At 58.0% G+C, this 22,283-nt stretch carries 20 protein-coding genes and 5 pseudogenes; 12 read left to right on the plus strand and 13 right to left on the minus strand.

From position 1 onward, the window contains the following. Positions 1-28: 28 nt before the first annotated feature. The 5 genes and pseudogenes from C3Y91_RS20850 to C3Y91_RS20870 form a co-directional block, all read right to left on the minus strand. Positions 29-1,018 (minus strand): AraC family transcriptional regulator, encoded by a 990-nt coding sequence (locus C3Y91_RS20850; protein WP_163982942.1) that lies wholly within the window; start codon positions 1,016-1,018, stop codon positions 29-31. A 359-nt stretch (positions 1,019-1,377) separates the two neighbouring features. After that, positions 1,378-1,713, minus strand: a pseudogene (locus C3Y91_RS20855) (NADP-dependent oxidoreductase); the annotation flags it as partial. 129 nt (positions 1,714-1,842) lie between these two features. Further along, on the minus strand, positions 1,843-2,043 hold the full coding sequence (locus C3Y91_RS20860) for a hypothetical protein (RefSeq protein ID WP_018068230.1): 201 nt from the start codon (positions 2,041-2,043) through the stop codon (positions 1,843-1,845). A gap of 711 nt (positions 2,044-2,754) precedes the next feature. Beyond that, positions 2,755-2,959: pseudogene (locus tag C3Y91_RS37995) on the minus strand (SOS response-associated peptidase family protein); the annotation flags it as partial. Positions 2,960-3,192: 233 nt separating this feature from the next. Then, positions 3,193-3,471 (minus strand): HU family DNA-binding protein, encoded by a 279-nt coding sequence (locus tag C3Y91_RS20870; RefSeq protein WP_018068233.1) that lies wholly within the window; start codon positions 3,469-3,471, stop codon positions 3,193-3,195. A gap of 584 nt (positions 3,472-4,055) precedes the next feature. Here C3Y91_RS20870 and htpG point away from each other — a divergent pair. Continuing rightward, positions 4,056-5,942, plus strand: coding sequence for a molecular chaperone HtpG (gene htpG, locus C3Y91_RS20875; protein WP_168575743.1), 1,887 nt, complete (start codon positions 4,056-4,058; stop codon positions 5,940-5,942). A 604-nt stretch (positions 5,943-6,546) separates the two neighbouring features. Here htpG and C3Y91_RS20880 read toward each other — a convergent pair. Beyond that, positions 6,547-7,002 (minus strand): hypothetical protein, encoded by a 456-nt coding sequence (locus C3Y91_RS20880; protein ID WP_018483799.1) that lies wholly within the window; start codon positions 7,000-7,002, stop codon positions 6,547-6,549. Between the two features lie 55 nt (positions 7,003-7,057). Then, positions 7,058-7,372, minus strand: coding sequence for a YidB family protein (locus C3Y91_RS38000; RefSeq protein ID WP_226307248.1), 315 nt, complete (start codon positions 7,370-7,372; stop codon positions 7,058-7,060). On the opposite strand from C3Y91_RS38000, the gene C3Y91_RS37660 reads away from it, so the two are divergent. Further along, complete coding sequence (locus C3Y91_RS37660; protein WP_024323971.1) at positions 7,265-7,657, plus strand: hypothetical protein; 393 nt, start codon at positions 7,265-7,267, stop codon at positions 7,655-7,657. The two genes, C3Y91_RS38000 and C3Y91_RS37660, sit on opposite strands and share 108 nt — an antisense overlap. On the opposite strand, the gene C3Y91_RS20890 is transcribed toward C3Y91_RS37660, so the two are convergent. Together C3Y91_RS20890 and C3Y91_RS20895 are read right to left on the minus strand one after the other, a co-directional pair. After that, positions 7,604-7,807: a transposase gene (locus C3Y91_RS20890; protein WP_165422370.1), complete on the minus strand. Its 204-nt coding sequence runs from the start codon at positions 7,805-7,807 to the stop codon at positions 7,604-7,606. The two genes, C3Y91_RS37660 and C3Y91_RS20890, sit on opposite strands and share 54 nt — an antisense overlap. Beyond that, a complete protein-coding gene (locus tag C3Y91_RS20895) occupies positions 7,804-8,316 on the minus strand; it encodes a hypothetical protein (protein ID WP_075226169.1) in 513 nt (170 codons plus the stop codon). Before C3Y91_RS20895 ends, C3Y91_RS20890 begins: the two co-directional genes overlap by 4 nt. Before the next feature lie 605 nt (positions 8,317-8,921). Here C3Y91_RS20895 and C3Y91_RS20900 point away from each other — a divergent pair. Then, entirely contained in the window at positions 8,922-9,932 is a 1,011-nt protein-coding gene (locus C3Y91_RS20900) for an Lnb N-terminal periplasmic domain-containing protein (RefSeq protein WP_168575744.1), read from the plus strand. A 428-nt stretch (positions 9,933-10,360) separates the two neighbouring features. On the opposite strand, the pseudogene C3Y91_RS20905 reads toward C3Y91_RS20900, so the two are convergent. After that, positions 10,361-10,567 (minus strand): annotated as a pseudogene (locus C3Y91_RS20905) (hypothetical protein); the annotation flags it as partial. 190 nt (positions 10,568-10,757) lie between these two features. Next, entirely contained in the window at positions 10,758-11,357 is a 600-nt protein-coding gene (locus C3Y91_RS20910) for a nucleotidyl transferase AbiEii/AbiGii toxin family protein (RefSeq protein ID WP_210267746.1), read from the minus strand. A 43-nt stretch (positions 11,358-11,400) separates the two neighbouring features. On the opposite strand from C3Y91_RS20910, the pseudogene C3Y91_RS20915 reads away from it, so the two are divergent. Together C3Y91_RS20915 and C3Y91_RS20920 are read left to right on the plus strand one after the other, a co-directional pair. Beyond that, positions 11,401-12,383: pseudogene (locus C3Y91_RS20915) on the plus strand (DUF2332 domain-containing protein). An 807-nt stretch (positions 12,384-13,190) separates the two neighbouring features. Beyond that, positions 13,191-13,574 (plus strand): ACT domain-containing protein, encoded by a 384-nt coding sequence (locus C3Y91_RS20920; RefSeq protein WP_130773408.1) that lies wholly within the window; start codon positions 13,191-13,193, stop codon positions 13,572-13,574. A 596-nt stretch (positions 13,575-14,170) separates the two neighbouring features. Here C3Y91_RS20920 and C3Y91_RS20925 read toward each other — a convergent pair. After that, on the minus strand, positions 14,171-15,769 hold the full coding sequence (locus C3Y91_RS20925) for a Fic family protein (protein WP_130699060.1): 1,599 nt from the start codon (positions 15,767-15,769) through the stop codon (positions 14,171-14,173). 518 nt (positions 15,770-16,287) lie between these two features. On the opposite strand from C3Y91_RS20925, the gene C3Y91_RS20930 reads away from it, so the two are divergent. The 6 genes from C3Y91_RS20930 (at position 16,288) to C3Y91_RS20955 (ending at position 19,553) form a co-directional block, all read left to right on the plus strand. Then, positions 16,288-16,632, plus strand: a complete 345-nt coding sequence (locus C3Y91_RS20930; protein WP_130773412.1) for a YkgJ family cysteine cluster protein — start codon at positions 16,288-16,290, stop codon at positions 16,630-16,632. 152 nt (positions 16,633-16,784) lie between these two features. After that, positions 16,785-17,087 carry a hypothetical protein gene (locus C3Y91_RS20935; protein ID WP_168575745.1) on the plus strand — a complete coding sequence of 101 codons (303 nt, stop codon included), beginning with the start codon at positions 16,785-16,787 and terminating at the stop codon, positions 17,085-17,087. 268 nt (positions 17,088-17,355) lie between these two features. Next, complete coding sequence (locus C3Y91_RS20940) at positions 17,356-17,667, plus strand: hypothetical protein (RefSeq protein ID WP_130773416.1); 312 nt, start codon at positions 17,356-17,358, stop codon at positions 17,665-17,667. Continuing rightward, on the plus strand, positions 17,664-18,881 hold the full coding sequence (locus tag C3Y91_RS20945; protein WP_168575746.1) for an Nramp family divalent metal transporter: 1,218 nt from the start codon (positions 17,664-17,666) through the stop codon (positions 18,879-18,881). Before C3Y91_RS20940 ends, C3Y91_RS20945 begins: the two co-directional genes overlap by 4 nt. A gap of 1 nt (position 18,882) precedes the next feature. Then, positions 18,883-19,242, plus strand: a complete 360-nt coding sequence (locus C3Y91_RS20950; protein ID WP_130773420.1) for a hypothetical protein — start codon at positions 18,883-18,885, stop codon at positions 19,240-19,242. A 2-nt stretch (positions 19,243-19,244) separates the two neighbouring features. Further along, positions 19,245-19,553 (plus strand): PRC-barrel domain-containing protein, encoded by a 309-nt coding sequence (locus C3Y91_RS20955; RefSeq protein ID WP_130773422.1) that lies wholly within the window; start codon positions 19,245-19,247, stop codon positions 19,551-19,553. A 287-nt stretch (positions 19,554-19,840) separates the two neighbouring features. Here C3Y91_RS20955 and C3Y91_RS20960 read toward each other — a convergent pair whose 3' ends face one another. After that, positions 19,841-20,989, minus strand: coding sequence for an MFS transporter (locus C3Y91_RS20960; protein WP_168575747.1), 1,149 nt, complete (start codon positions 20,987-20,989; stop codon positions 19,841-19,843). Between the two features lie 213 nt (positions 20,990-21,202). Here C3Y91_RS20960 and C3Y91_RS20965 point away from each other — a divergent pair. Continuing rightward, positions 21,203-22,149: pseudogene (locus tag C3Y91_RS20965) on the plus strand (IS481 family transposase); the annotation flags it as partial. Positions 22,150-22,283: the final 134 nt, after the last annotated feature.

The following is a 22,283-nucleotide window of genomic DNA, read 5'->3' on the forward strand; positions in this document are numbered from 1 at the left end:
AGACGAACTTCTCAGGATGATATGTGTCTTAAAATCCGAAATTCATGTCTAATCGTCCAGGACTTGTGCGGCGCACAATACCCGGTGACACGCTGGTGATGCGCTTGAACGCGCGAGCGAAGGATGCCTCCGACTCATAACCCAAACGGGAAGCAACTTCGGCAACTGACATGCCGCTTTGGCCCAGCAACTCGCGGGCAAGCTGCATCCGCAGACGGCCAAGATAACGTGCCGCGCCTTCTCCTAAGATAGCGCTGAAGCGCTCGGCAAAGATCGAGCGCGACTGGCCTGCCACGGCCGCGAGGCTTTCGAGGGTCCAGTTATGGCCGGGGTCCCGGTGCATGGCTGCCAAAACACGACCTATATGGGGGTCGCGGATGGCGGCGAGCCAGCCGGTGGTCGAGGCTCCGCTGCAATTCACCCAGCAGCGGATAAGCCGCGCTGCGAGCAAGTCTGCCATACGAGATAGGACCGTCGCGCTGCCCATCTGGGGCTGTGAAGCCTCCGCCGACATCGCCGCCAGCAGGGGACGGACGATCGGGTCATTGCCGGCTACATCGCAGCCCTTGATGATTGGCGGCATCAAGGCGATCAATGGACTAATCGCATACGCGCTTAAAGCCATGGAGCCGCAGAAGAGGGTGCTGGTCGCACCCGTTCCTTCCCGCACCACTTCGCAGACGTTGCTGCCCAACCTTGTTATCTGACAGCTTTGGAGTGAGTCGCCCTCAACATCTGGCGCGCTGGCTAATCTATGCGCGATACCTTGGGGCAGCAACACGAGATCTCCATCGTTCAACTCCTGCCACCCTTGAGCTTCGGTATGGATCCAGCACGGACCCTGGCTCACGAAGTGAAAACGAAGTAGCTGTTGTGCGGGAAAGGCAATGCTCCATGGATGTCTGAGTTCGCAGCGCCCATAGTTGACGCCACTCAAGCGAAAGTCTTGCAGCACTTCGCTGAGCGCATCCATTGGGATATTTGACGGTGACAACGGTCGAGACGAATGGTCAAGCATTTAGCCAAATTAGGTCTCGAGCGTCCGGCATGCAAGCACGATTGTGTCGCGCGGTATTTTAATGTGAACTTCAGCGTGATCGCTGCCAGCAGCGGCCTCTCTGAAGCTGTCAGCCGATGGATTGAAGTCAAGTCCGAAACGGCGTGGGGTATGTCGGTTCGACTCTCACGAGGCGAATTTCTATCATGACTTCTGTGACGCGATGCTGCGGACCGACAGTGTGCCAGCGCACCGAGCCCTTCTGGTAAACGCGGGGTGGTCAACTCTTTGTTGCTTGCGCGTTCAAAAGGTCCGCAGGATGCATCCCGCACAACGTCGGGAAAGAACCGCACCGGGAATAGATAACGCCAAGGCTATATTCAGGGCGCGACGCGCACGATCAGCTTTCCGAAATTCTTCCCTTCCAGGAGGCCAAGGAAAACCTCCGGAGCGTTTTCAAGTCCGTCAATGATATCTTCCTTGTACTTGAGCCGCCCTTCAGAGATCCACGCTCCGGCCTGATGATAGAAGTCAGGACGCTGTTCGGCAAATTCGCGCTGTATGAAGCCTCGTATGGTGAGGCTTTTCCGCAGGATGGCACGCGTCACGACAGGAAGCTAATCCGGTCCGCTCGAGGCAGAGGATGAATCGTGGTAATGCGCGATGAGCCCGCAGACCGGTATGCGCGCGAAGTCATTCAGCAATGGAAACACCGCGCACACGCGACTGACGCCTACCCAACTAGATTCGATCTATCAAACCGGATGCCCGATGAGGACCTCAGAGGGGCGCCGGGGACGGGCGAAGCCGAAACAACCCCTCCCTAGGAGCGGGCCCATGTTACCCTACGATGGCCGGACGTTCTCGTGGTAACATTTCTCTATGGCCTCAGCGGCAGTCCCGCCAAAACCCATCACCTTGTTCTCGTCGGCCGGATCGCAGATCCAGCGGTCCTCCTCATAGACGGTGACCTTGAAGCCGAGCCGCTTTGACGCCTCCTCGGAGAGTATTTGTTCCGTGCTGGTAAGCTTGTGCGCGCGTGACATCTTTCGTCTCCAATAGTTTTCACTGCCCTACTTATAGAAGTAATTCATGTAGGAGCGGGGAGGGGTGCTATCGAGGTAGAACGTCTTTGACGTCCTCGCCGTGATCGCATTCGCTGCTTGGCGTCGGACATCCCGGCGGTGCGGTCATCGCCCCCAAACTCGATGTCAGAAGCGTGAGATGAAGACCTACGCTTCATGCCGTTTTTCTTGCACCCGTTTGCAATGCCCAACTGCTTGAGACGGTGTTCTACAGCAAAGGTGGAGATAGTCCTCAGAATGCTGCTATCCGTCACAGGAGCGTCCGAGAGTACAAGCACGGATACGCGTACGGTCTTTTTACTTGTAACCTTCTGGAAGCGCTTAACGGTAAAGTCGTAGAGTTCTTTCTCAGACAGGCCCGCTGTTGCTCCCTCTAGGGCCGCTTCATATATTCGCTTCCGTCCTTTACCCATAACGGGCGTCCTCCTGATCCCTTTGCAACAGATAGCGCGCAGTCAGGAAATTGCATTGACCCATATCAAAGAAAGCGTCTCCTCGGGCCAATGATAACGGTTCAGCGCCCGCGCCAACCAGGTGAGCGGCGCATCGCGTACCTTCGTCGTGTGTGAGGAGGCCAACCGCGTCATTGCCTACTACGCGCTCGCTTCCGGCCGTGTTCGGTGCGGAACAGACCGCGTTCTTGCAGGATCGGCACCACCGCCTCTGCGAAGGGGGCTTGATCAGCGACTTTTCAGAGATTGTGGGATCGAGCCAATCAGCCCTACGCACATCGCGCCCAGGATGACGACCTGCCGGTCGTGATATTGCGCGATGTCCGGCCTCGGTTCCATCGTCAACATGGTGAAGGCTTGTCCGACCACGGCGTTTCGCGCCAGATACCGGTTACGCAGAAGAGCGATCTGTCCTTGCGCTTCTTTTCGGTCATTGGGGCCGGTACCTCCGGCGGCAGGCCGGCGCGTAGCAAGCGTCTTGGCCGAAAGGAGCGCGTAAATAATCAGCAGAAGGCAGTCGAGATATTCGATGAACTCAAGGCCGAACTGCGAAACTCAAACTGCGGCTGGCCGCACGCGAGATTTTCATGGCCGACAGGAAGGTCGCATCGAGCCTGGCGTACCGGATCGACCGGCGGGCAAGGCTCGATGCTTCGCTTCACTTATTCAACGCGTCTTTCAAAGCCTTGGCCGGCGTAAACGCCAGCTTCTTGGCCGCTGCGACCTTGATGGTCGCGCCAGTTGCCGGATTGCGCGCCTCGCGCTCCGGGGTTGCTTTCACTTTAAACTTCCCAAATCCTGGCAGCGAGGTTTCGTTACCGTCCATCGCAGCTTGAGTGATCGAGGCAATCACGGCCTCGACGATCGCCTTGCCCTGTGCCTTCGTCAGGCTGTGTTCGCCTGCAATCTTGTCGGCGATTTCATTCGTGGTGGTCATTGTGCTTCTCCGCATCATTGTTCATGCGCAATCCCTGACAGCGGATTGCGCTGCTGTCATTGAGGCACTGCGGCATCGTATGTCGAATTGTCCGGATTTCCACAGTTTCCGACCGGGCGACAGCCCCTGGTGCGCGATCCCGTAATCGGACGCAGAGATGAGCCATGATATCAGTTTTGTGTGCTAAGGAGAAAAGGCCGTCCGCGACTTGATCGTCGAGGAACTCGTCGACGCTGGCTGGTTCCAGAGTAGCAACCCGAGGGTCTCTCGTCGGCTCACTGTAAAGCATCGCCCAACGCGGCGACGAAACCATCGCTGCCCGATCTGGCGGCGGGGCGCCCAACGCAACTAATGGATCCTTCCAACGATGCAGCCTTCGCGCTTGATTTTGAACGGCGCCCGCACATCGCTCCTTGCCCGGCTGAATCTCAAACATCTTGATGGCCTTAAAACACAAAGAGACGTTGAAGAGGAATGCTTGCTCGTGTTTCCATCATGATCAGATCTTTTTCCCACCTTGAATTTTCAAACCTGTTTCGCCATTTGTTCGGCGCAAATTTCGCTTTCTTGGAGAACACAAGCACATGACAACGACTGCAGAACAGACCGCTGAAAGCCACGTTTTTGAGGCTGACGTTGCCCGCCTTCTGCATATGATGGTCCACTCCGTCTACTCGGACAGGAACGTTTTTCTGCGCGAACTGATTTCGAATGCGGCCGATGCCTGCGAGAAGCTGCGCTATGAAGCAATCGAGAAACCGTCGCTCCTGGGAGCCGATGCCGAAAGCCGGATCACGCTGACGCTGGACGAAGAGAACCGTCAGCTTGTTGTCGAGGACAATGGCATCGGCATGAGCCGCGACGAGATGATAGAGGCGCTCGGGACGATCGCGAGGTCGGGGACACGGGCGTTCATGGAGCGAATTGAAGCAAGCAAAGCCGCTGAAGGCGCTCAACTGATCGGGCAGTTCGGCGTCGGTTTCTACTCCTGTTTCATGGTTGCGGAGCGCGTCGATGTGATCTCCCATCGTGCCGGATCGCAGGAAGCGTGGATGTGGGCCTCCGACGGCAAGGGAAGTTACAGTGTCAGCCCTGCAAACCTCGCCGAAGTTCCATCCTGCGGTACACGGGTTGTCCTGCATCTGATGGAGGATGCGAAGCAATACACTTCCCGTTGGACGGTCGAGCGTATCGTCAAGGAACAATCCGGCCACGTGCCGGTCGCGATCCGCGTTGTCGAGAAGCCCGGCAGTGAGCCAGTTCAGATAACGGACGGCAGCGCGCTGTGGACCAAATCGAAGAGCGAAGTCACCAAAGAAGAGTATACGGACTTCTATCGTGGGGTCTCCGGGCAGTACGACGAACCGGCGCTGACCGTCCATTTTCGTGCTGAAGGCCGGCATGAATATACGGCTCTGGCGTTCATACCCGGAACGCAGCCTTTCGACATGCTTGATCCCGAAGGCAAAGGCAGGATGAAGCTTTACGCAAAGCGGGTCTTCATCACCGACGATGCGGAACTCCTACCGAGGTACCTTCGCTTCGTCCGCGGGTTGATCGACACCGCCGATTTACCCCTCAACGTCTCTCGTGAGATGATTCAGGAAAGTCCGATCCTGATGGCGATCCGCAGAGGCGTCACCAGCAGGATCATCACCGCGATCGAGAAATTGAGCGAAAGTGACGCCGAGGCCTTCCTCAAATTTTGGGAAAACTTCGGAGCCGTCCTTAAGGAGGGCATCTACGAGGACTTCGAGCGTCGTGCTCAGCTTATGGCGCTTGCCCGGTTTCGGACGTCCACATCGGGCGAGGGCTACCGTTCGCTGGCTGAGTACGTCAAAGATATCAAGGAAGGCCAGAACGCCATCTACTATCTTGCGGGCAGCAGCTTGGACCAGCTCAAGCCATCACCTCAACTGGAAGGTTTCCTGGCGCGTGGGATCGAAGTGCTGTTCTTGACAGACTCTGTCGACAGCTTCTGGGCGATGAATGCACCGGAATTCGAGGGCAAAGCGTTTAAGTCCATCACTCAGGGTGCCGCGGATCTCGCACAATTTGCAAAGCTCGATCGTCAGGCAACGCAGGAACCAGAGACCGGCACCATGGCGAAATTCCTTGCGTTCACCAAGCAGACGCTTGCTGACCATATTGCCGATGTCAGGGCATCCGATCGTCTGACGGAAAGCGCGGTCTGCCTCGTTGCACCGGAAGATGGCTATGACAGGCAGATGGAAAAAATCCTGCGAAACGCCGGTCGCCTTGAAGATGCAGCCAAGCCGATCCTGGAGATCAATTTGGTGCACCCTTTGATCAAGGCGATTGCGAGCGTGGAGGGTGATGCCCTGTATCAGGAGGACGCCGCGTTCTTGTTGCTGGACCAAGCACGCATTTTAGATGGCGATCGGCCTACAAATCCACGCCGATTTGCCGAGCGGCTCGCACGGGTCTTTCAGAGGTCGGTGCAGCCGTAGCAACAAGGAGCAAGGTGGGGGTGGGCCAGATCCAACCTCCACCATATATCCTCCGAATATTCCTGCCCTCATCGACCGTGGATGCCGACGTTCAGTTGTCTAGGCAGGGTTTGCGCGTTAGCGGCGTTTTGTGGCTTGAGCCTTTCGGCTGCTGCCATCGCAGAACGGTGGAGCAAGGATCGACGGTACTGATTCCTTGCTGCTCTTCAAGGACTCCGACGAAATTGCCATGATAAGCTCGTTCCGCCGCGACAACTTTGTCGGCATCTCGACGCAGTGAGGGTGAAGACGCCAAAGTCTAAAATGGGAGGGGGAGGCCGCTGTTTCGAACTCAAGGCGAAAGGTGCGGGGCCATTGCGATGTTGAAATACGGGCCAAACCTAGTTTTGCGCCCGGTCTCAAACTGACCAGGAAGTCTGGTCCCGCGTGCTTCCATCAGAGCCTTCAGCGAAAATGAACCGTTTTGATCCACCGGTTTGCTCCCCGACCATCTCGCCCGGATCGCAGATCATCGTGCAAATAGGATCAGTGCGTTGTTGCCGCGGCAGCGGAAAGACCGCTCGTGGCGGTCTTTCCTGTATCTGCAGACCGATTAAAGCTTCGATCAACCGGCGGCCTTGATGCTGGTATTGCACAGGCTCCAATAGCCGCCGCCCTTCTGGATCCACTTGAGATCGCCGAGCGTGCCGGCATCTTTGGCCGCATGGTAGGAGTCGACGCAAGTGTGCAGGCGGGCCTTGCCAGGCGTTTCGCTCGAATACTTCTTGTCGATCGCCTTCGGGAACTTGACGCTCTTCGGCGCCGCGGTCGTCGGCTTTGCCGGTTCCTTCTCGCTCGTGGCGGTAACATCCGCCTCGTCAGCCTTGTCGGCAGCAGCAGCGTCGGCGCCACAGAACTTTGCGCGGAAATCGTTCCACTTCACGTCCTTGGCGGAACCGTCGGCCTTGGCGGCCTGATACTTTGTGCTGCACTCCTTCATCGTCAAGGCATGCGCCGGCGACGACATGATAAAAGCAGCGACCAGCGAGCCGGCAGCGGAGAGAAGCAGTTTGTGTGACATATGATTGGCCTCCGTCGATGATGTTGACGTTTCAGTCTACGCTTCCGCCTCGGCGCTAAGACGCTGACAACGGTAGGATTCCATTCGGGCTTGCCTGATCTACGGCCGTCGGAAGGTGCTCCGCGAGAAGCTCGGGTACCTTGCTGATATCGATGCCGAGTTTGGAGGCAAGGGCCTGTAGCTGCTCTGACGAGAGCGCTGCGCGAATTTGGTCCGCGGTGATCGGGATATTGTCTCCCGTGCCTATCCAGGAGGCTACCTGATGGCCAAGCCCGCTTTGATTGAGTTGCGTGAGAACGCCATCGAGCCCGCCGGCATTCTGGAAAACATCTTCGGCGACAGCCAGAAGATTGACTGGCCTGCCATTCAAGACGTCGCTGACGACACTGCCCAAACCATCGAAAAGCCCCATGACACTCCCCTTGGTTCATTCGCCGTACACCACAAACGCTTACACCTGCTGAATGAACCTCAGATGAACAAGGGCGACCACTGCTTCCGGGTAGCACTGGATACAGCGCAGCGCATGCCTGTTTCAGATGCGATCGTCATCGTTACCTCAGTGCTAGCGGATGATGTTTCCGAGCCGCCAGAATACCGCTCAATAGGGCCCCGTTCGTTCGGCAATCGCGCAGGCCCAGGGGCGCAGACCTGACCCGCCGGTCTTGCGCGTCGTCACAGCGTCGGCGGCTTCATACAGATAGGTTCTTGCCATCTTATCGCCTCGCCTCGAGACGAGGCCATTGTAGCTGACCTCGCCGGAATCGAGGACGACCGGGATGGCGCGGTTTGGACGCTGGCTCACAACTTCCCGAACGCCACGCCTCTCCAGCCCCAGCCAGCCCGATGAGCGGCCTCAATGAGGGGCGTCTTTATTTCAGCGGTATTGAAGCGATATTCGTAAACCTTGCCGTAGGACAGGTCTTCCTTGAAGGCAAAGGCCATCTCGAAGCTTTTTTCCCACTTCCGACCGCGGAACGCATTAGCGCTCAACGCAAGCGTGGGCACGCCGGCGCGCCATTCGACGGACCATTCCTGATCGACGACGCGGACTTCGCAATTGGAAGGATCGAATTTCATCAGCACCTTGAACACCTTTTGCAGGCCGGCTTTGGCGAATAGTTCGTACCAGCGGGCATCAACGATCTTCCATTCAGCAACAAGATCGACGCCTTCCGGCTTGCCGTCACGAACGACGAACGGCGCAGTCTTTCTATTGATAGCGAGAAGATCATTGCGAAGCGTTGCCGTCGATTGGCGGTCCGCGCCCTTCGGCGCCGGTTTATATCCTATCAGCCAGTCGAACAATTTCACGGCAGGTTTCCTCAATCAGGGGCACTGTGGACAATCTCTACGGTGAAACACATTAAAAAATCGAGATCGCTTTCGGACGGCGCGTTCGATATGGGCCGTTGTTACTTTCCGCAATTCACTGGCAGGCATCTGCGCTGGCGGTTTCCATGGAGAACCGAAGGAGATTGAGCTCTTTGCGCCGTCCAGCTCTGCCAGCCACGGCAAGGCCAGTCACGCGATTGATCTCGAGGCATACTGCTCTCCTCCGCCTTCATCGACTGACCCTCATTTGTCAACCCAACGATCACCTGGCGCTCATCTGCCGGGTCACGCTTGCGGATGACGCGACCCGCAGCTTCAAGACAGATAGCTGCGAGAACTCGTCGTGTTGGAGGACTTCCCCTTCGTCCTCTGACGCTCTGGAGGGAGAGGAAAGATTTCGCAGTGGATTGTACCTGGTCTTGTCACGCCTGTTGGCACCGTCGGTCGCGCAAGCGGAATTCAAGCCATACCAATATGGAGGATCCGGCGTCCTGTCGCTTCGGATAGGTTCTGGGCTTCGAGTCCGGAAACCGATAGGGTCCAATGATCAGGACGGACGTTTCAAACTCGTTTGGAAAAGCAAAATGGTTCGACCGATCCGTGCGATCGTCATTGCAGTGCTCGTGTTGCTTGTCGCCTTCGCATCGGCCTTGTCGTCGCTCGCGCTTTGGTACCGCTTGCCGTTGCCCGAGGTCGGCAGGCAAGCCAGCGCCATCTTGTTCGGGCTTTTTGGCGCATGGGTCATCGTGGCGCTCTTTGGCAGGAGGCGCTTTCGTGCGGTCCTCGCGTTTGCGGCCGCGTTCGTTCTTGTCCTCGTCTGGTGGAGCACGATCGAGCCGCCGGCAAATGGCGCGTGGGCTCCGGACGTTGCTCGTCAGGTCACCGGCGAATTCGACGGTGATCTGTTGACACTGACAAATGTCCGCAATTTCGAGTGGCGCAGCGCCGCCGACTTTACGGAACGATGGACGACGCGCAGTTACGACCTGAACAAGCTGAAGAGCGTCGACATGTTCATGTCGTACTGGTCAGGTCCGACCATCGCGCATGTCATCATGAGCTTTGGCTTCGACGACGGCCGCTATCTGGCGTGGTCTATCGAGGTGCGTCGCCTTTCCGGAGGTTCGTTCTCACCGCTGGCGGACCTTTTCAAAAGCAGTCCTCTGGTCATCCTTGCCGCAGACGAAAGAGATGTGATCGGTCTCCGCTCCAATTTTCGCGGTGAGGACGTCCAGATCTACCGTCTGAGGGCGTCGCCGGCGGCTGCGAGACTTCTTCTGCGCGAGTACGTCTCCGACGCAAACGCGCTCGCGGCGACGCCCGCCTTCTACAATTCGCTGACGACCAACTGCACTACGACGATCGTTAAGATGATGCGCGTTGCAGGCGACGCCGTGCCGACGGACTGGCGCCTCGTCGTCAACGGATACCTGCCGGAATACGCCTATGACCGGGGCGCGCTGGATACCTCGGTTCCCCTGTCGCAACTGCGGTCGGCCGCACACATCGCAGCAAGGGCGCACGAGGACGGTGTTTCTCCGAATTTTTCGCAGGCCATTCGCGTCGGCGTCCCGTCGCCGCAGGACGCGTTGTGACCTCCGCCGGAGGGTTGATCAAGCAAAATGACTAAGCAGGCAACATAATGCCTTCGGAGATTTTGACGACGATGCGTACCGCTTTCTGACGCTATTCGTTTTCGGCTCAGCGCCAAGGCGTTCTTTTCGCACGGCCTAGGTAGAGAACAGCACCCGACGCAGTTGTGCTCCTCAACCAAAAGCGGGTCCCGATAGAAAACCGGCGGTGTTGATTCCCGCCTTGCATCCAGGTCCGCGTCCGATTTCGGTAGGAAAGGGAGAAGGCGTCGGATCGGCGGTTCGATCCCGGTCAAGACCGCCGCGCGGTAGAATCGGAGACAGCAACCATGAGCCTGATGCTGTCGCAACCAACGCTGAACGTACATTCGACATGCGAAAGGCCGCTCGTTGCGGCCTTTCATGTTTCTGCAGACTTAAAAAGGCTTCGATCAACCAGCGGCCTTAATGCTGGTATTGCACAGGCTCCAATAGCCACCGCCCTTCTGGACGCACTTGAAGTCGCCGAGAGTGCCAGCATCCTTGGCGGCATCGTAAAAGTCGATACAGGTGTGCAGGCGGCCCTTGCCAGGCATCTCGGTCGAATATTTCTTATCGGCCGCCTTCGGGAACTTGACGCTCTTCGGCGCCGCGGTCGACCGGGATGCACTGGATTTCTGCTTTACTCCCCGCATGCCGGAGACGTACCCTGACACAGGGATAATCAGGTCATGCGAAAGCTCAGCCGGAATGCGATGGGACCGCTACAGGCGCTCCGCGTAGGACGCGAAACGCGCGAGGATCTCTTTCAGGCTGGGCCTGCCGTGGTAATAAAGCGCCGCAGTCCGCTCATACGCACGTTCGTAAAGTGCGAATGTCTCGGGGTCGGGGAGGCTGAACGCCGGATTGCTGATGATATCGGGATTGTCGAGTTTCCGGAAGCGCCGGTCCTTGTGGGCGCGCTTCCGTGCCGATGAAGGCTTGCACGGCCGGTTGCTCCAGCAGGCAGTAGACGTCGTAATAATGCCGGAGGAAATAGGCAGGGAATTGTCCGGTTTCTAGCTGCTTGCGATATTTGGTGGAGATGGTCTGGAGCTTCTCCACCAGCGTGTAGCAGGGTACGGCCAGCGCGCGATTGTCAATCAGCTCGACGCGCGATGACGCATAATCGTATGCCCAGGAGCTGATATCCTTGTCTGTGTTGGGTGCCACCGTATCGAAACCGGCTTCGAGCAGCACGCCGTCCTTGAGTACCGACGTCGTTCCGACCGTCTCGGGATAGTAAAGGCGGATGCCGCCGCTGCGATAACTCTCGTTGTCGAATTCGGTATCGCGCTCGATGCTTTTGATGCCGTCGATAGTGATCGTCTTGGCCAGCCAGTCATAGAAGGCCTTGCGGCTTTCGCGGTGTGCGGGCTTGTCGTGATTGGGACCGGTCTTGACCCCCATCTCCTCGGGAGGCTCGATGCGGATAAATCGGAGATCAGCGGATATGGGCGAGGAGGGATTGGCCGAAATCTCAGCCCGATATATTCGCTTCGCCGATACGGAGGCTCACGGTCGGTCACCGCCATACGAGGAGTTGGCTCGTGCGGTCGCTGGGGACGCGGAAACACTCGGCTTCCTGTCGACCCTCCCGGACGTGAAGCGGCAACCAAACCTTCTGCTCGCCGCGGTGCGTTCGGCACGCCGACAGGATGGAACGAGTTTCGCCAGGCGCTTCAGGCTAATCCCGACGCTATCCGCTCAATAATGCTCGAGCGCTCGACGCAAACCAACGAGCCGGGAAGGTGCGCCACATTACTCCCCGTATTGGCGCGCTTGCCGCAGCCGCTGGCCCTCCTGGAGGTCGGGACTTCCGCAGGCCTCTGCCTCATGCCCGACCTCTACAGCTACGATTATGGGCGCAAGGCGATCCGCGCACCCGCGATGGCCGCGGAACCGCCCGTCTTCCGATGTTCCGCCAGTGAGACAACGCCGATACCTGCGGCCGCACCGCAGGTCGTCTGGCGGGCAGGACTGGACCTGAGCCCGATCGATGCTTCGAACCCCTCGCAAGTCGCATGGCTTGAGACGCTGGTCTGGCCAGAGCAGACGGCGCGGCTCGCCAATCTGCGGGCGGCCGTAAAGATCGCTGCCACGGTCAAGCCCCGAGTGCTGAAGGGCGACCTGCGCGGGAGCGACTTAGTGCGGCTCTGCAGCGAGGCTCCAAAAGATGCTACCCTCGTCGTCTTTCACACAGCCGTCCTCGACTATGTTTCCGACCCCGCAGACAGAGAGGCTTTCGCTGAGCAGGTGATGCGTCTCTCTCCGTATTGGGTATCAAACGAGTTCCCTCGCGTATTCCCGCGCATCGCCACGTGCGCCGGCAAAAGCCGGCCGCCAGGCCGCTTCCTCCTATCTGTGAACGGCTCCCCTGTCGCTTGGACCGACCCGCATGGCGCCTCGCTCGAATGGATCGCGGACGAGGCGTAGGCGGCTGGCAATGACAACGTCTCTAAACCGCTCGCCAAAGGTCAGCTATAGGTCCGACTCGAGCCGTTGCGCGAAGGGCAGCTTTGAGGGAGCGCCATGAAGGTCGCCTTATAGCGCGTCCCGCTGGTTCAGGCACCTGAGCCGCAGAACGGCCGAAATGAGCGTCGAAGGACTGGGTGGGGTGGGAGGCGGCCTTTGCCGCGAGGGCGAAGGTTCGGCTCGGGAGCGGGCGAGTAAAGCAGACATGAGTTTACATTCGAACCAGACAGTAGGTTCGAATCTCGTCCGGCGCGCCAAAGTCGCTACCACTCCAGAACAATACTCAGCACTGCGTGGTGTTTCATTGTGTGTCTCAAGCGTCTCGGAAGACGCTCATAACGATCGGCGGCATTGCGCCGATACCGTTCTCTAATGGGTCAAGGGGCGCGATCGGTTGGTCGGCATAGGACGCCCCGGCGGACATCCCTGAGTCGGTGTGGCAGGGTGGCTGCAGCTCGCTCGCGCGAGGAACATGATAGAATCCCATCGGACCTCGCTCGAAGGCCTGTGGCTCGAGCTGATCGGGCGCGGGCATCTAACCGGTCAGGAGATCGCCGACGGCCTGCGACCTGACGAAAAAACGGACCTGCCGACGCCGAAGACGCGCCGGAAGATCAGACAGCGGCTTCACCGATAATGGAGAGAAAAGGGGCAGGGTGGTTTCCGTGCTTATCGCCGCGGCCTTCAGGCTGATGCTGTCGTTGATGGGGCGTCAGTCTTGTCGCCTTCGTTTTATCTGGTAACCTCCGGATAGAGAGGGAGACGAGCATGGCACCACGCATCACGATCAGGGAACTCGAAGGCTCCTATGCCATTGCCCGGCTCGCGCCTGACGCGGCCATTCCCGCCTGGGCAGATGGGGAAGGTTTTGTAAGCATCGGCCGCAGCGACGAAGAACTGTCGATCGTCTGCCGCGCAGAACGCGTGCCGGCCGACATCAAGCATGACGGCGGCTGGTCGTGCTACAAATTCCAGGGGCCGTTTGCCTTCAACGAGACGGGCATACTGCTCTCGGTCATCCGGCCGCTGTCGGAAAACAATATCGGCATCTTCGCCGTGTCGACCTTCGATACCGACAACCTGCTGATCAAGACCTCAGACAAGGCCCGCGCCGACGAACTGCTCGCCGCCGCAGGCCATACGCTTCTCTAAGCCCCGTCAGCGGGCAGGCCTCGCCCTGCGTCCATCATCGATGAGGCCTGACAGTCCCAAACGGACGAGATCCCCCAGTCGTGACTATCGGATTCATGACGACCGCCGAACCGCCGAAGGTCACCGGCTGGAAAGGGCTGAGCGACGCCGCCCACTTCGAACGGCTGAAGACCGCCCTGTTTCGGACGCGCGGGCGAACCCGCTTCGTCCGGGCAGCCGCCGACCGAATCCTCGATGACCTCCGGCACGTCGCCTACCGGAACGACGTCGCTGCACGCAGGTCTTCCAGTTCCTCGATCAAGACTACATCGACGCCGACGAAGACCTGTCGATGGCGCAGGACGACCTGCACCGCATGTCGAGAAATCTGCCGTTCTTGCGGGAGGTTACGGCCGTTGTCGAAGAGATTAAATCCATACGGGATGAGATGTCGGATGAAGCTCGGATCTTTTTCGGTTGGCGGCCGTACGCCGGGAAGTGGGCGTTCCCGAATCCTGTGTGGAGCGAACTCCGGCAGGCGTTTTAGGAGGGCAGGGACGATGCACCGTTGGAGCTGTGCGCTGCCCCGTCTTTTTCCTGACGGGCAGTACAGCTTCTCAACGCCGGCCCGGTGCCGCCGGTGGATCGACTTCTTCCAGCAGTTCGGGGCCGTCTTCTGGAACGTTCATCTCGAACACGTCGCGCACGACCGCTTCCGCCGCCTCGACTTCGAGGTCTGTCATCTTTTCGAACTCCCGCCGGCGGCGCTTCTTCGCCAGGACGCCGTCGTTCTGCCGGACGAAATTGATCAGCGTGGAGATCATCCCATCAGGCATCTCGATGAAGCTCTGTATCCGCCCCTTTGCTTCATCAAAACGGGCGAGATACTCGATCTCCCTTGGCAGGTCGTGCTCGATCGTAGTCACGACGCATTCGTACAGGAACTCGGTGATCTCGGTATAGTCTCCGAAGCGGTAGAGATCGGCGGTGTCGTTGATCACGCGGACGTTCTGCTTGTCGGTGGGCACCCATTCAACGAACTGGAGCAGTGGTCCAGTGAAGGCTCGAAGTTCCTCGCCGTATTCGGCCTGACGCTTCAGAAGCACTGACGATACAGGAAAGATCATGCCCGTCGGAGTGTAGCCGCGCTCGGAGAGTACGTGGTGGATCATATACCGGTGAAGTCGCCCGTTGCCATCCTCGAACGGATGGATGAAGACGAAGGCGAATGCCATGACCGACGCCTGCAAGACTGCGTCGACGTCGCTCTTTGCCATCCGCTCGCCGCAGGCGATCACCCCTTGGAGAAGATCGGCGACATCCTCGTGCCGGGCGCTCAGGTGCTCAGGGCTGGGATCGTTATTCCAGTCGCGGCCGCCGATGAACCCGCCGGCGTCGCGCAGTCCGCGCTTTATGAACCGGTCTTCCTCGATGACGATGTGCTGTAGACGCACCAGTTCGTCTATTGACAGCGGTCTGCGCCCTGCTTGAGCGACCGCGCGCATCCACAATTCAAGTCGGTTGCGTGGAGGGCGTTCCCCTTCGATCTGGTAGGTGGCCTGGCTGTCGGCCAGCAGAAGGAAACTCGCAGCTCTGGCGATCACCTGCCTGTCTATCTTGCCGATCAGTTCCTTCGCAGCCTCGTTCCAGCGGTGGTCGACGGTTTCCGAAAGGAAGTTGCTCCGACGGAGCATTGGACAGAACGATGGTGTTCCAAGAAGGTTGTCGCGCACCCGGTGGCGTGGCGAATTGACAGGCTGCGAGGTAAAGTACTCTCTTGAATCCAGAGCCTCCACGTAGTTGCCTTGATCCAGGTCAGGAAGGGGAACCCTCTCGTTCGTGAGCCACTCGTAGAAAAACCAGATCCTGCGTGCGGTCGCGCCAGTCGGCTCAGCCTCAACTATGGACGCTATATCGTGAGCGGAGACCTTCTGGAACAGCCGCTTCAAGACAAGGAGATCGGTCTGCTCGTTCCTGAACGCAAACGCGAGCTGGCCTGCCAGGGAATTTTCCGGCATGAACCGCTTGTCGAAGATCGTCCAGCCGTCCTGATGCTTCCTTCCTCCCCTGACCGAAGCGTTCGCAACGACGGAAGGCGCGCGGACAGGCGCTTCGACCCCGTACATGGCGATCAACGCGGAATATCCAGCCAGCTCCGAGCCGACTGGGATAATCCACTCCTTGAAGACCCTTGGATTGGCCGGATTGCTAGTCATTTGAGCATCCCTGTGTAACCGTCGCGGAACGGTTATATGCGCCGTCATCCTGCATAGTTCAATTACCGATGTCGCGATACGATTAAAATGCGCCCACTATGTCACCAAACAATTATTCGGACGACATCGAGTGAAATGTCGCAGTATTATTATTGAAGTCGCCAAACGATTAGAATCGCAGGCCTATGTCGCCGAATGATTATTCCTCGGGACGAAATGGCGTTTCGGAGCCTGCGTCTGAGCGGGCCACCTGCGCTGAGGGCCGGGGCAGTCCAATTACCGAACTTGGACGCGAATCGCCAAAAACAATTCCGATTTCATCAACAAAAGTGACGGAATGCCGCCCTCCTGGCGGCGAAATCAACGATTCTTGATGCGATGAGACTGCCTGAAGGCGGAGTTAGGTATCCTGCGCCGATCGAGTTGCAGCGCACACTCCACGTTTTCGGCAGCTCGGCCGACGTTGTCGACCAGAAAGCCGTTCTATCGGTCAGCAGATTATGTGGTAGGAGCGGGCCATGACATCACTGATCGATTTTGATTGCCGAAGCTGCGGAGCCTGCTGCTCCTTTTCGCCGACGTGGCCCAGATTTTCCACCGAAACCGAAGCAGCTCTCGATTTGCTGCCGGCGCACTTCGTAGCCGCGAACGAGCAGGGAATGCGCTGCGACGGTGCGCGTTGCTCCGCACTGGTCGGTCGCGTGGGTTCAGAGACATCCTGTCAAGTGTACGACCTTCGGCCTGACGTCTGCCGCGCCTGCGTTCCAGGGGATGGCGCTTGCTTGACCGCGCGCGAGTTCTTCGGGATCGGTCTGTCAAACTTGCCGCCCGGTCACATTGATGCGCGACAGCCAACGAGCTGAGATGCGTGGCTCCGTCCGGGCCCTCTCTTCGCTGCCTCTCCGTGAGTGAGTACCATCCCAGTCGGCTGACCGAGGTGAAAAGGCAGCTATGTTACTGTTTGCGGGTCCGATGCTGCGTAGGCGTCGATCGGATGAGAGGAATTACAGTGGCAATGCGCCAGGAGGCCTTCACGATCCTGGTATTCGTCGCCAAGACCGGCCGCTACGCCGCGCTGACGTTCGCCACGGATTGTCGGCCGAGCGCAGTGGTGACGAAAAGGGTCGATCGATCCTCGCCGCCGACCATGCAGGGCGAATGCGCGCCGCTTCCAGCACGTGATGTTTGTTATCCGAGGCCATCCGGTCCCCGCTTCATGGACAAGCAGATCCGGCCGGGGCGCGCAGCAGGGCTGCTCGGATCAACTCGGACTGACGGGTTTTCAATGAGTGGAACTCAGGGGTCGAAAAACAGTTGAGTCGGGACCGGATTGTCATGTCGGGGAGGTGCATTTTTTGACCCAATGTTCATTACCAGGCACCTCCGCCATCGGTGACAAGAAAGGTGCGGCAGCCCACAATCTTCCGGTGCCGGAATTTGCCGGCAATCGAGGGCGAGGCCCATTTCGAATGGTTTCGACAAGAATTGCGAAGAGACCTCTGTCGTCTTCGAAGAAACTCTTGTCCACGTTTCTATTCCTATGGCTCGCTTCTTGCGCAAACCAGGATGATCAATTCCAGAAGCGAATGCAGGAAATCCTCTTATGGAGCGCTACCGCCGAGATGATCCTCAATGCACGTCTTGGCGCACTTGTTCCAAAGGGCTTTACCGATCTTGCAGTGGAGCGGTGTCAAAAACAGATTGTGGATCTTTCGTCGGAGCTGCCGCAAACCTCGAAATACGCCGAGGCAAGAGCCAATATCGTCAAACTGGAAAGACTGATCGCCGCGACCGATGACGAGATTGGTCGTGGTCGTTTTGAGCAGGCCCATCTGCACCTGATCGAGCTTCACCAGTCCGCGGTGGAATTGCGTAGAACCTCTGGTGCTGACGGATGAAAAAGCTGCTCCAGATATCGCTAGGGATCATAACAAGCGTCGGGGGATTTGTAGAAACCGGCCAGATCGCTACGTCGAGCCAGGCCGGAGCAGCATATGGCTTCAGCCTACTTTGGGCTGTCGTCCTCGGCACGGTCTGCCTCATTTTCCTGATTGAAATGTCCGGGCGATTTGCCATTGCGAGCCACCACACCGTTGCCGATGGAGTGAGGGAGCGCTTCGGATCGAATTATTTCATACTCACTTTGTTGATAATATCGATCGTCAATCTGCTCGTGCTGGCTTCCGAGATCGGGGGCGTTGCGCTGGCATTGCAATTCGTGAGCGGGATAAGTTTTCAGTGGTGGCCCTTGCCGGTCGCTTTCACGGTGTGGCTTCTGCTCTGGAAAGGTACTTTCGGCACGATCGAGGACGGTGTCGCAATTTTGGGGTTGGTGGCGCTTTCTTTCGTGGTGGGAGCGCTGGTCATGGACCCGCCCTGGGCGGAGGTGGTGAAAGGGTTCGTGCCGACGCTACCGCACAAAGATCCGCTGCACTACGGTTTTATTGCCATCAGTATTCTCGGCGCCATCATATCCCCGTTTCTGTTCCTGTTTTATTCGTCAGGGGCGATTGAAGAAAAATGGGATGGGAGTTTCTTTACTGCCAATCGCGTGATTGCAACGATCGGGATGACGTTCGGCGCCGTCATTTCAATTGCAATCCTAGTTCTGGCTGCAATCGTTTATCCGCCGCTGGGCATCAGCGACATCGAGGGGTATGACCAGATTGCGCCGATCTTGACCCCCGCATTGGGCAAATGGGGCTTTTATCTTTTCGCAGCTTCGCTCGGAATCACTTGCTTCGGTGCCGCGCTCGAAGCGAGCCTGGCACAGGCTTATATGGTTGCCCAAGGCTTCGGCTGGAATTGGTCTGAAGACGCCAAACCTAGGACCGATCCGGCCTTCGCTCTCGTCTATACGGGCTTCCTCGGCGTCGCAGTCTTGCCAATCGCAATTGGACTGGATCCCCTTCAACTGACGATATTTTCAATGGCGATCACGGCCTTGAGCTTGCCGTTCGGCGTCGTTCCATTTTTGTTTTTGATGAACGATCGCAATTTTGTCGGAGTTCACCGAAACGGGTGGATGAGCAACGCCGCAGTGCTGATCATCATAGGCCTGTCGTTCGTCGTTGCCCTCATAACGATCCCCCTGCAAATCTTTGGAGGATGACATGAACCTGGTCCGCGATGTTCTTGACAAGCAAGTGGTCGATAAAGAGCAGCATCGTATCGGCAAGGTGGACGGTATTGTATTGAAGCTGTCCGACGACGAGCCTCCCAAGGTCGCCTTCATTGAAATGGGCAGTTTGACATTATCGCGGCGGATCGGTCTTCGGCCCTATCGTTGGATGCTTTGGATTTGCACTACCAGGGGCACCGAGAGCACAGCGAGGGCTTTCCGCGTGCCTTGGTCAAGCGTGAGAAATGTCGGGGTCGACATCGAGGTGGATGTGGACCGGCGCGAGACGCCACTGGAGCGATGCCAGGATTGGCTCAGGCACCACGTGATCAACCGGATCCCGGGAGGATAATCATGAGTGAGGTTCAACTCGAATTGCTGCTGGGCAAACAGGTTTATGACCTTGAAGGCAAGCCGGTCGGGCGTCTGGAAGAGATCAGGGCGGAAACGCGCGGCACGGATATTTATGTCGTTGAATATCATCTTGGCGCCTACAGTCTTTTTGAAAGGCTTTCCGCCCTTGCTATCGGCCGCGCCATCCTGACCGCTTTGGGTACAAGCAGGTGTCGCAAGAAATCGGTGCCTTGGGATAAGCTCGACATGCGTGATCTTGAGCATCTGCGGGTGAAGTCCTCTGAAGCCACTTTGCAGGCCTCCGATTGAAGCCGTCTTGGCCGATTGGCACTCGTCGCCTGTGGCCGCTGTTTTGAGCTGTCCATGTGCCCGAGCGTGCGCCGCTCGGATATTCATGCCTTTGAGACGTTGCATAACGTCCAGATAGACCTCATCGAGCGACAGCGGCTCGATCAGCGGTTCGTATGCGCAAAAGCGAGTAAAATGCTGGGGTAAACTGCCGCCCTTGCATCGAGATGATGCCCCGTGCAGGATGATGTCGACGAACGGTTGCGGTAGCCGCCGCAGCTGGCTCGATTTCGCGCCTCAACGCTCCGTTAGGTCGGGCGTGTGAGATAGCCTGCCAAGCCGATGACCAGACAGGCTGCAGTGACGAATAGGATGATCTGAAACGTGAGAGGGGCCCCGCCGGCATTCTGAGCGATCCATCCAAATACAGCCGAGGAAATCGCAACTCCGAAAAATACCAGGGTGTTCAGGAAACCCAACACAATACCTCTTCGCTTGGAGGGCGCGAGTTCCTGCGCCTCGGCCATAACTAAGGGATGAAGGTTGCCGGTCGAGTACAGCAGGCAAATCAGCCCAACGGCAGCGACAATACTGGAGGCGGGCGAAACAGCCATCGCAAACGTAGCGATCGTTGCGGCGGCCATCCCGCACGTCACTACGATTTGCGGTGACAGCCTGGATATGAGTGCCGGTATAGCAAAGGACGTCGCGATGCCGACCGCGCTCACGATCGTCAGCGCCAAGCTTGAAACGGTCTGATCGGCGTAGAAAACCCCGGACAAATAGGGCGTCGCCCAGGCATTGCGAAAAGTCCCTCCCAGTGACAGCGTTAAACATATCGGTAACAGGTAGACTAGGCCAAGCGGCCTGCCGCCCGGCGCCTCTTCGTATTGTCCTCCCGGTGGCGGCTGCCCCATCTGGAATGCGACCCCGGCGGCGCAAAGCGCCATCGATGACGCAGCGAGGAGCATCGCTCCGCGCCAGCCAAGGAAATCGGAAAGCCAAAGCATGGGCGAAGCCGAAAGGAGGGCGCCGAGAGAGCCGACAGCGCTGACGGCGGCGATCTTCCTGCGCGCAGCCAGTCCGTCGCTGAGACTTCCGAATTGATAAACGACGCCCATGAAGATTGGTGCGCATCCCGCGCCAAGGACGGCTTGGCCGGCGATGAGTTGTCTGGCACTTCCTGCCGTGGCGATGAACGAGGCCCCTAGGGCGCCGACGATCATCAACACGGCCGTCGGCCTTCGTGGGCCGAAACGGTCGAAGGCTGAGCCTAACGGCATCTGCAACAGTCCGAACGAAATGAAGAAAGCCGAAGCGGCGTATCCATAACTGATCGGATCGAGATCGATTTCCGCGGCGACCATGGGGCCGACGACGCCGAAATAGCTGCGGAAGAACATGCTCATCAGAAAGGCCAGAGCGAGGACGAGGAACTGCTTCTTATCGTGGCGCATCGAACGTCCGCGGTTTGCGATGTGTAGAAGCAATGCCGGAACATGCGATTGGTTCCCGGACCGACGACGTCAAATGCCTCCGGCCTCGGAACGGCTCTTGCCATCACGGTTAGCGCGATAATTTCTGCAAACTTGAAGGTTATCGAAGATTGGTTGCCGCCTCTCGTGGGGCTTTTGCCGGCTAGGTGTTTGATCCCAGATTTTGATGGTGCAATTCTCTCGCGAGTTCTACACGGGAGCGCCACGACGACAGAGGCAATCCGTCGAGCAATACAAAATAGTGAAGAGAGCCTGAGAGCGCTTTCGAAGCGCTATGGGATCAATCAGAAGACTCTCGCTAAGTGGAAGAAGCGGACATCGTTGGTCGACCTGCCGACAGGCCCGAAGGAACCACACTCGACAATTCTTTTCCTTGAGGAAGAGGCCGTCATCGTCGCCTTTCGCAGGCATACATTGCTGCCCCTCGATGATTGCCTCTATGCCCTTCAACCGACTATTCCACACCTGACGCGTTCGTCCCTGCACAGGTGCCTGCAGCGCCATGGCATTCACGCCTGCCGGAGGTGGAAGGCGACAAAGAGACGAAGAAGAAGTTTAAGAGCTACCCAATCGGTTATTTCCACATCGACATTGCTGAGGTGCAGACGGCCGAGGGCAAGCTCTATCTCTTCGTAGCGATTGACCGGACATCCAAGTTCGCCTTCGCAGAACTCTATACCAAAGCCGGTAAGATGAATGCCGCTCAGTTCCTGCGCAATCTGGTCGCGGCCGTGCCTTACACCGTTCATACCGTCCTGACCGATAATGGCATCCAGTTCACCAACCGGGCCTGCGACCGAAATGCCTTCCAGCACATCTTCGACTGGGTCTGCGACGATAACAGCATCGAGCATTGTCTGACTAAGGTGAAACACCCCTGGACCAACGGACAGGTCGAGCGGATGAATCGGACCATTAAGGAAGCCACCGTCAGGCGCTTCCATTACGACGATCACGCACAACTGAAAAAGCATCTTGCCGACTTCATCGACGCCTACAACTTCGGGCGACGATTGAAAACGCTCAAGGGCCTCACGCCCTACGAGTTCGTATGCAAGCGATGGACTTTAGAGCCGGATCGATTCATCATCGATCCAATCCATCAAATGCCGGGACTGAACACCTATCGTGTGGAGGCAGCCGGAAGGAGCGCTCCATGGCGGAATCCCGAATTTCTAACGCGTCCCCAGATCTCTGATGTGAACAGCTTGCGAAAATATTTTTTTGCCAGGCACTCGCGGCGGAACAAGTTGAC

The sequence above is a fragment of the Rhizobium ruizarguesonis genome, from assembly GCF_012349115.1.
In the GTDB taxonomy this organism is placed as follows: domain Bacteria; phylum Pseudomonadota; class Alphaproteobacteria; order Rhizobiales; family Rhizobiaceae; genus Rhizobium; species Rhizobium ruizarguesonis.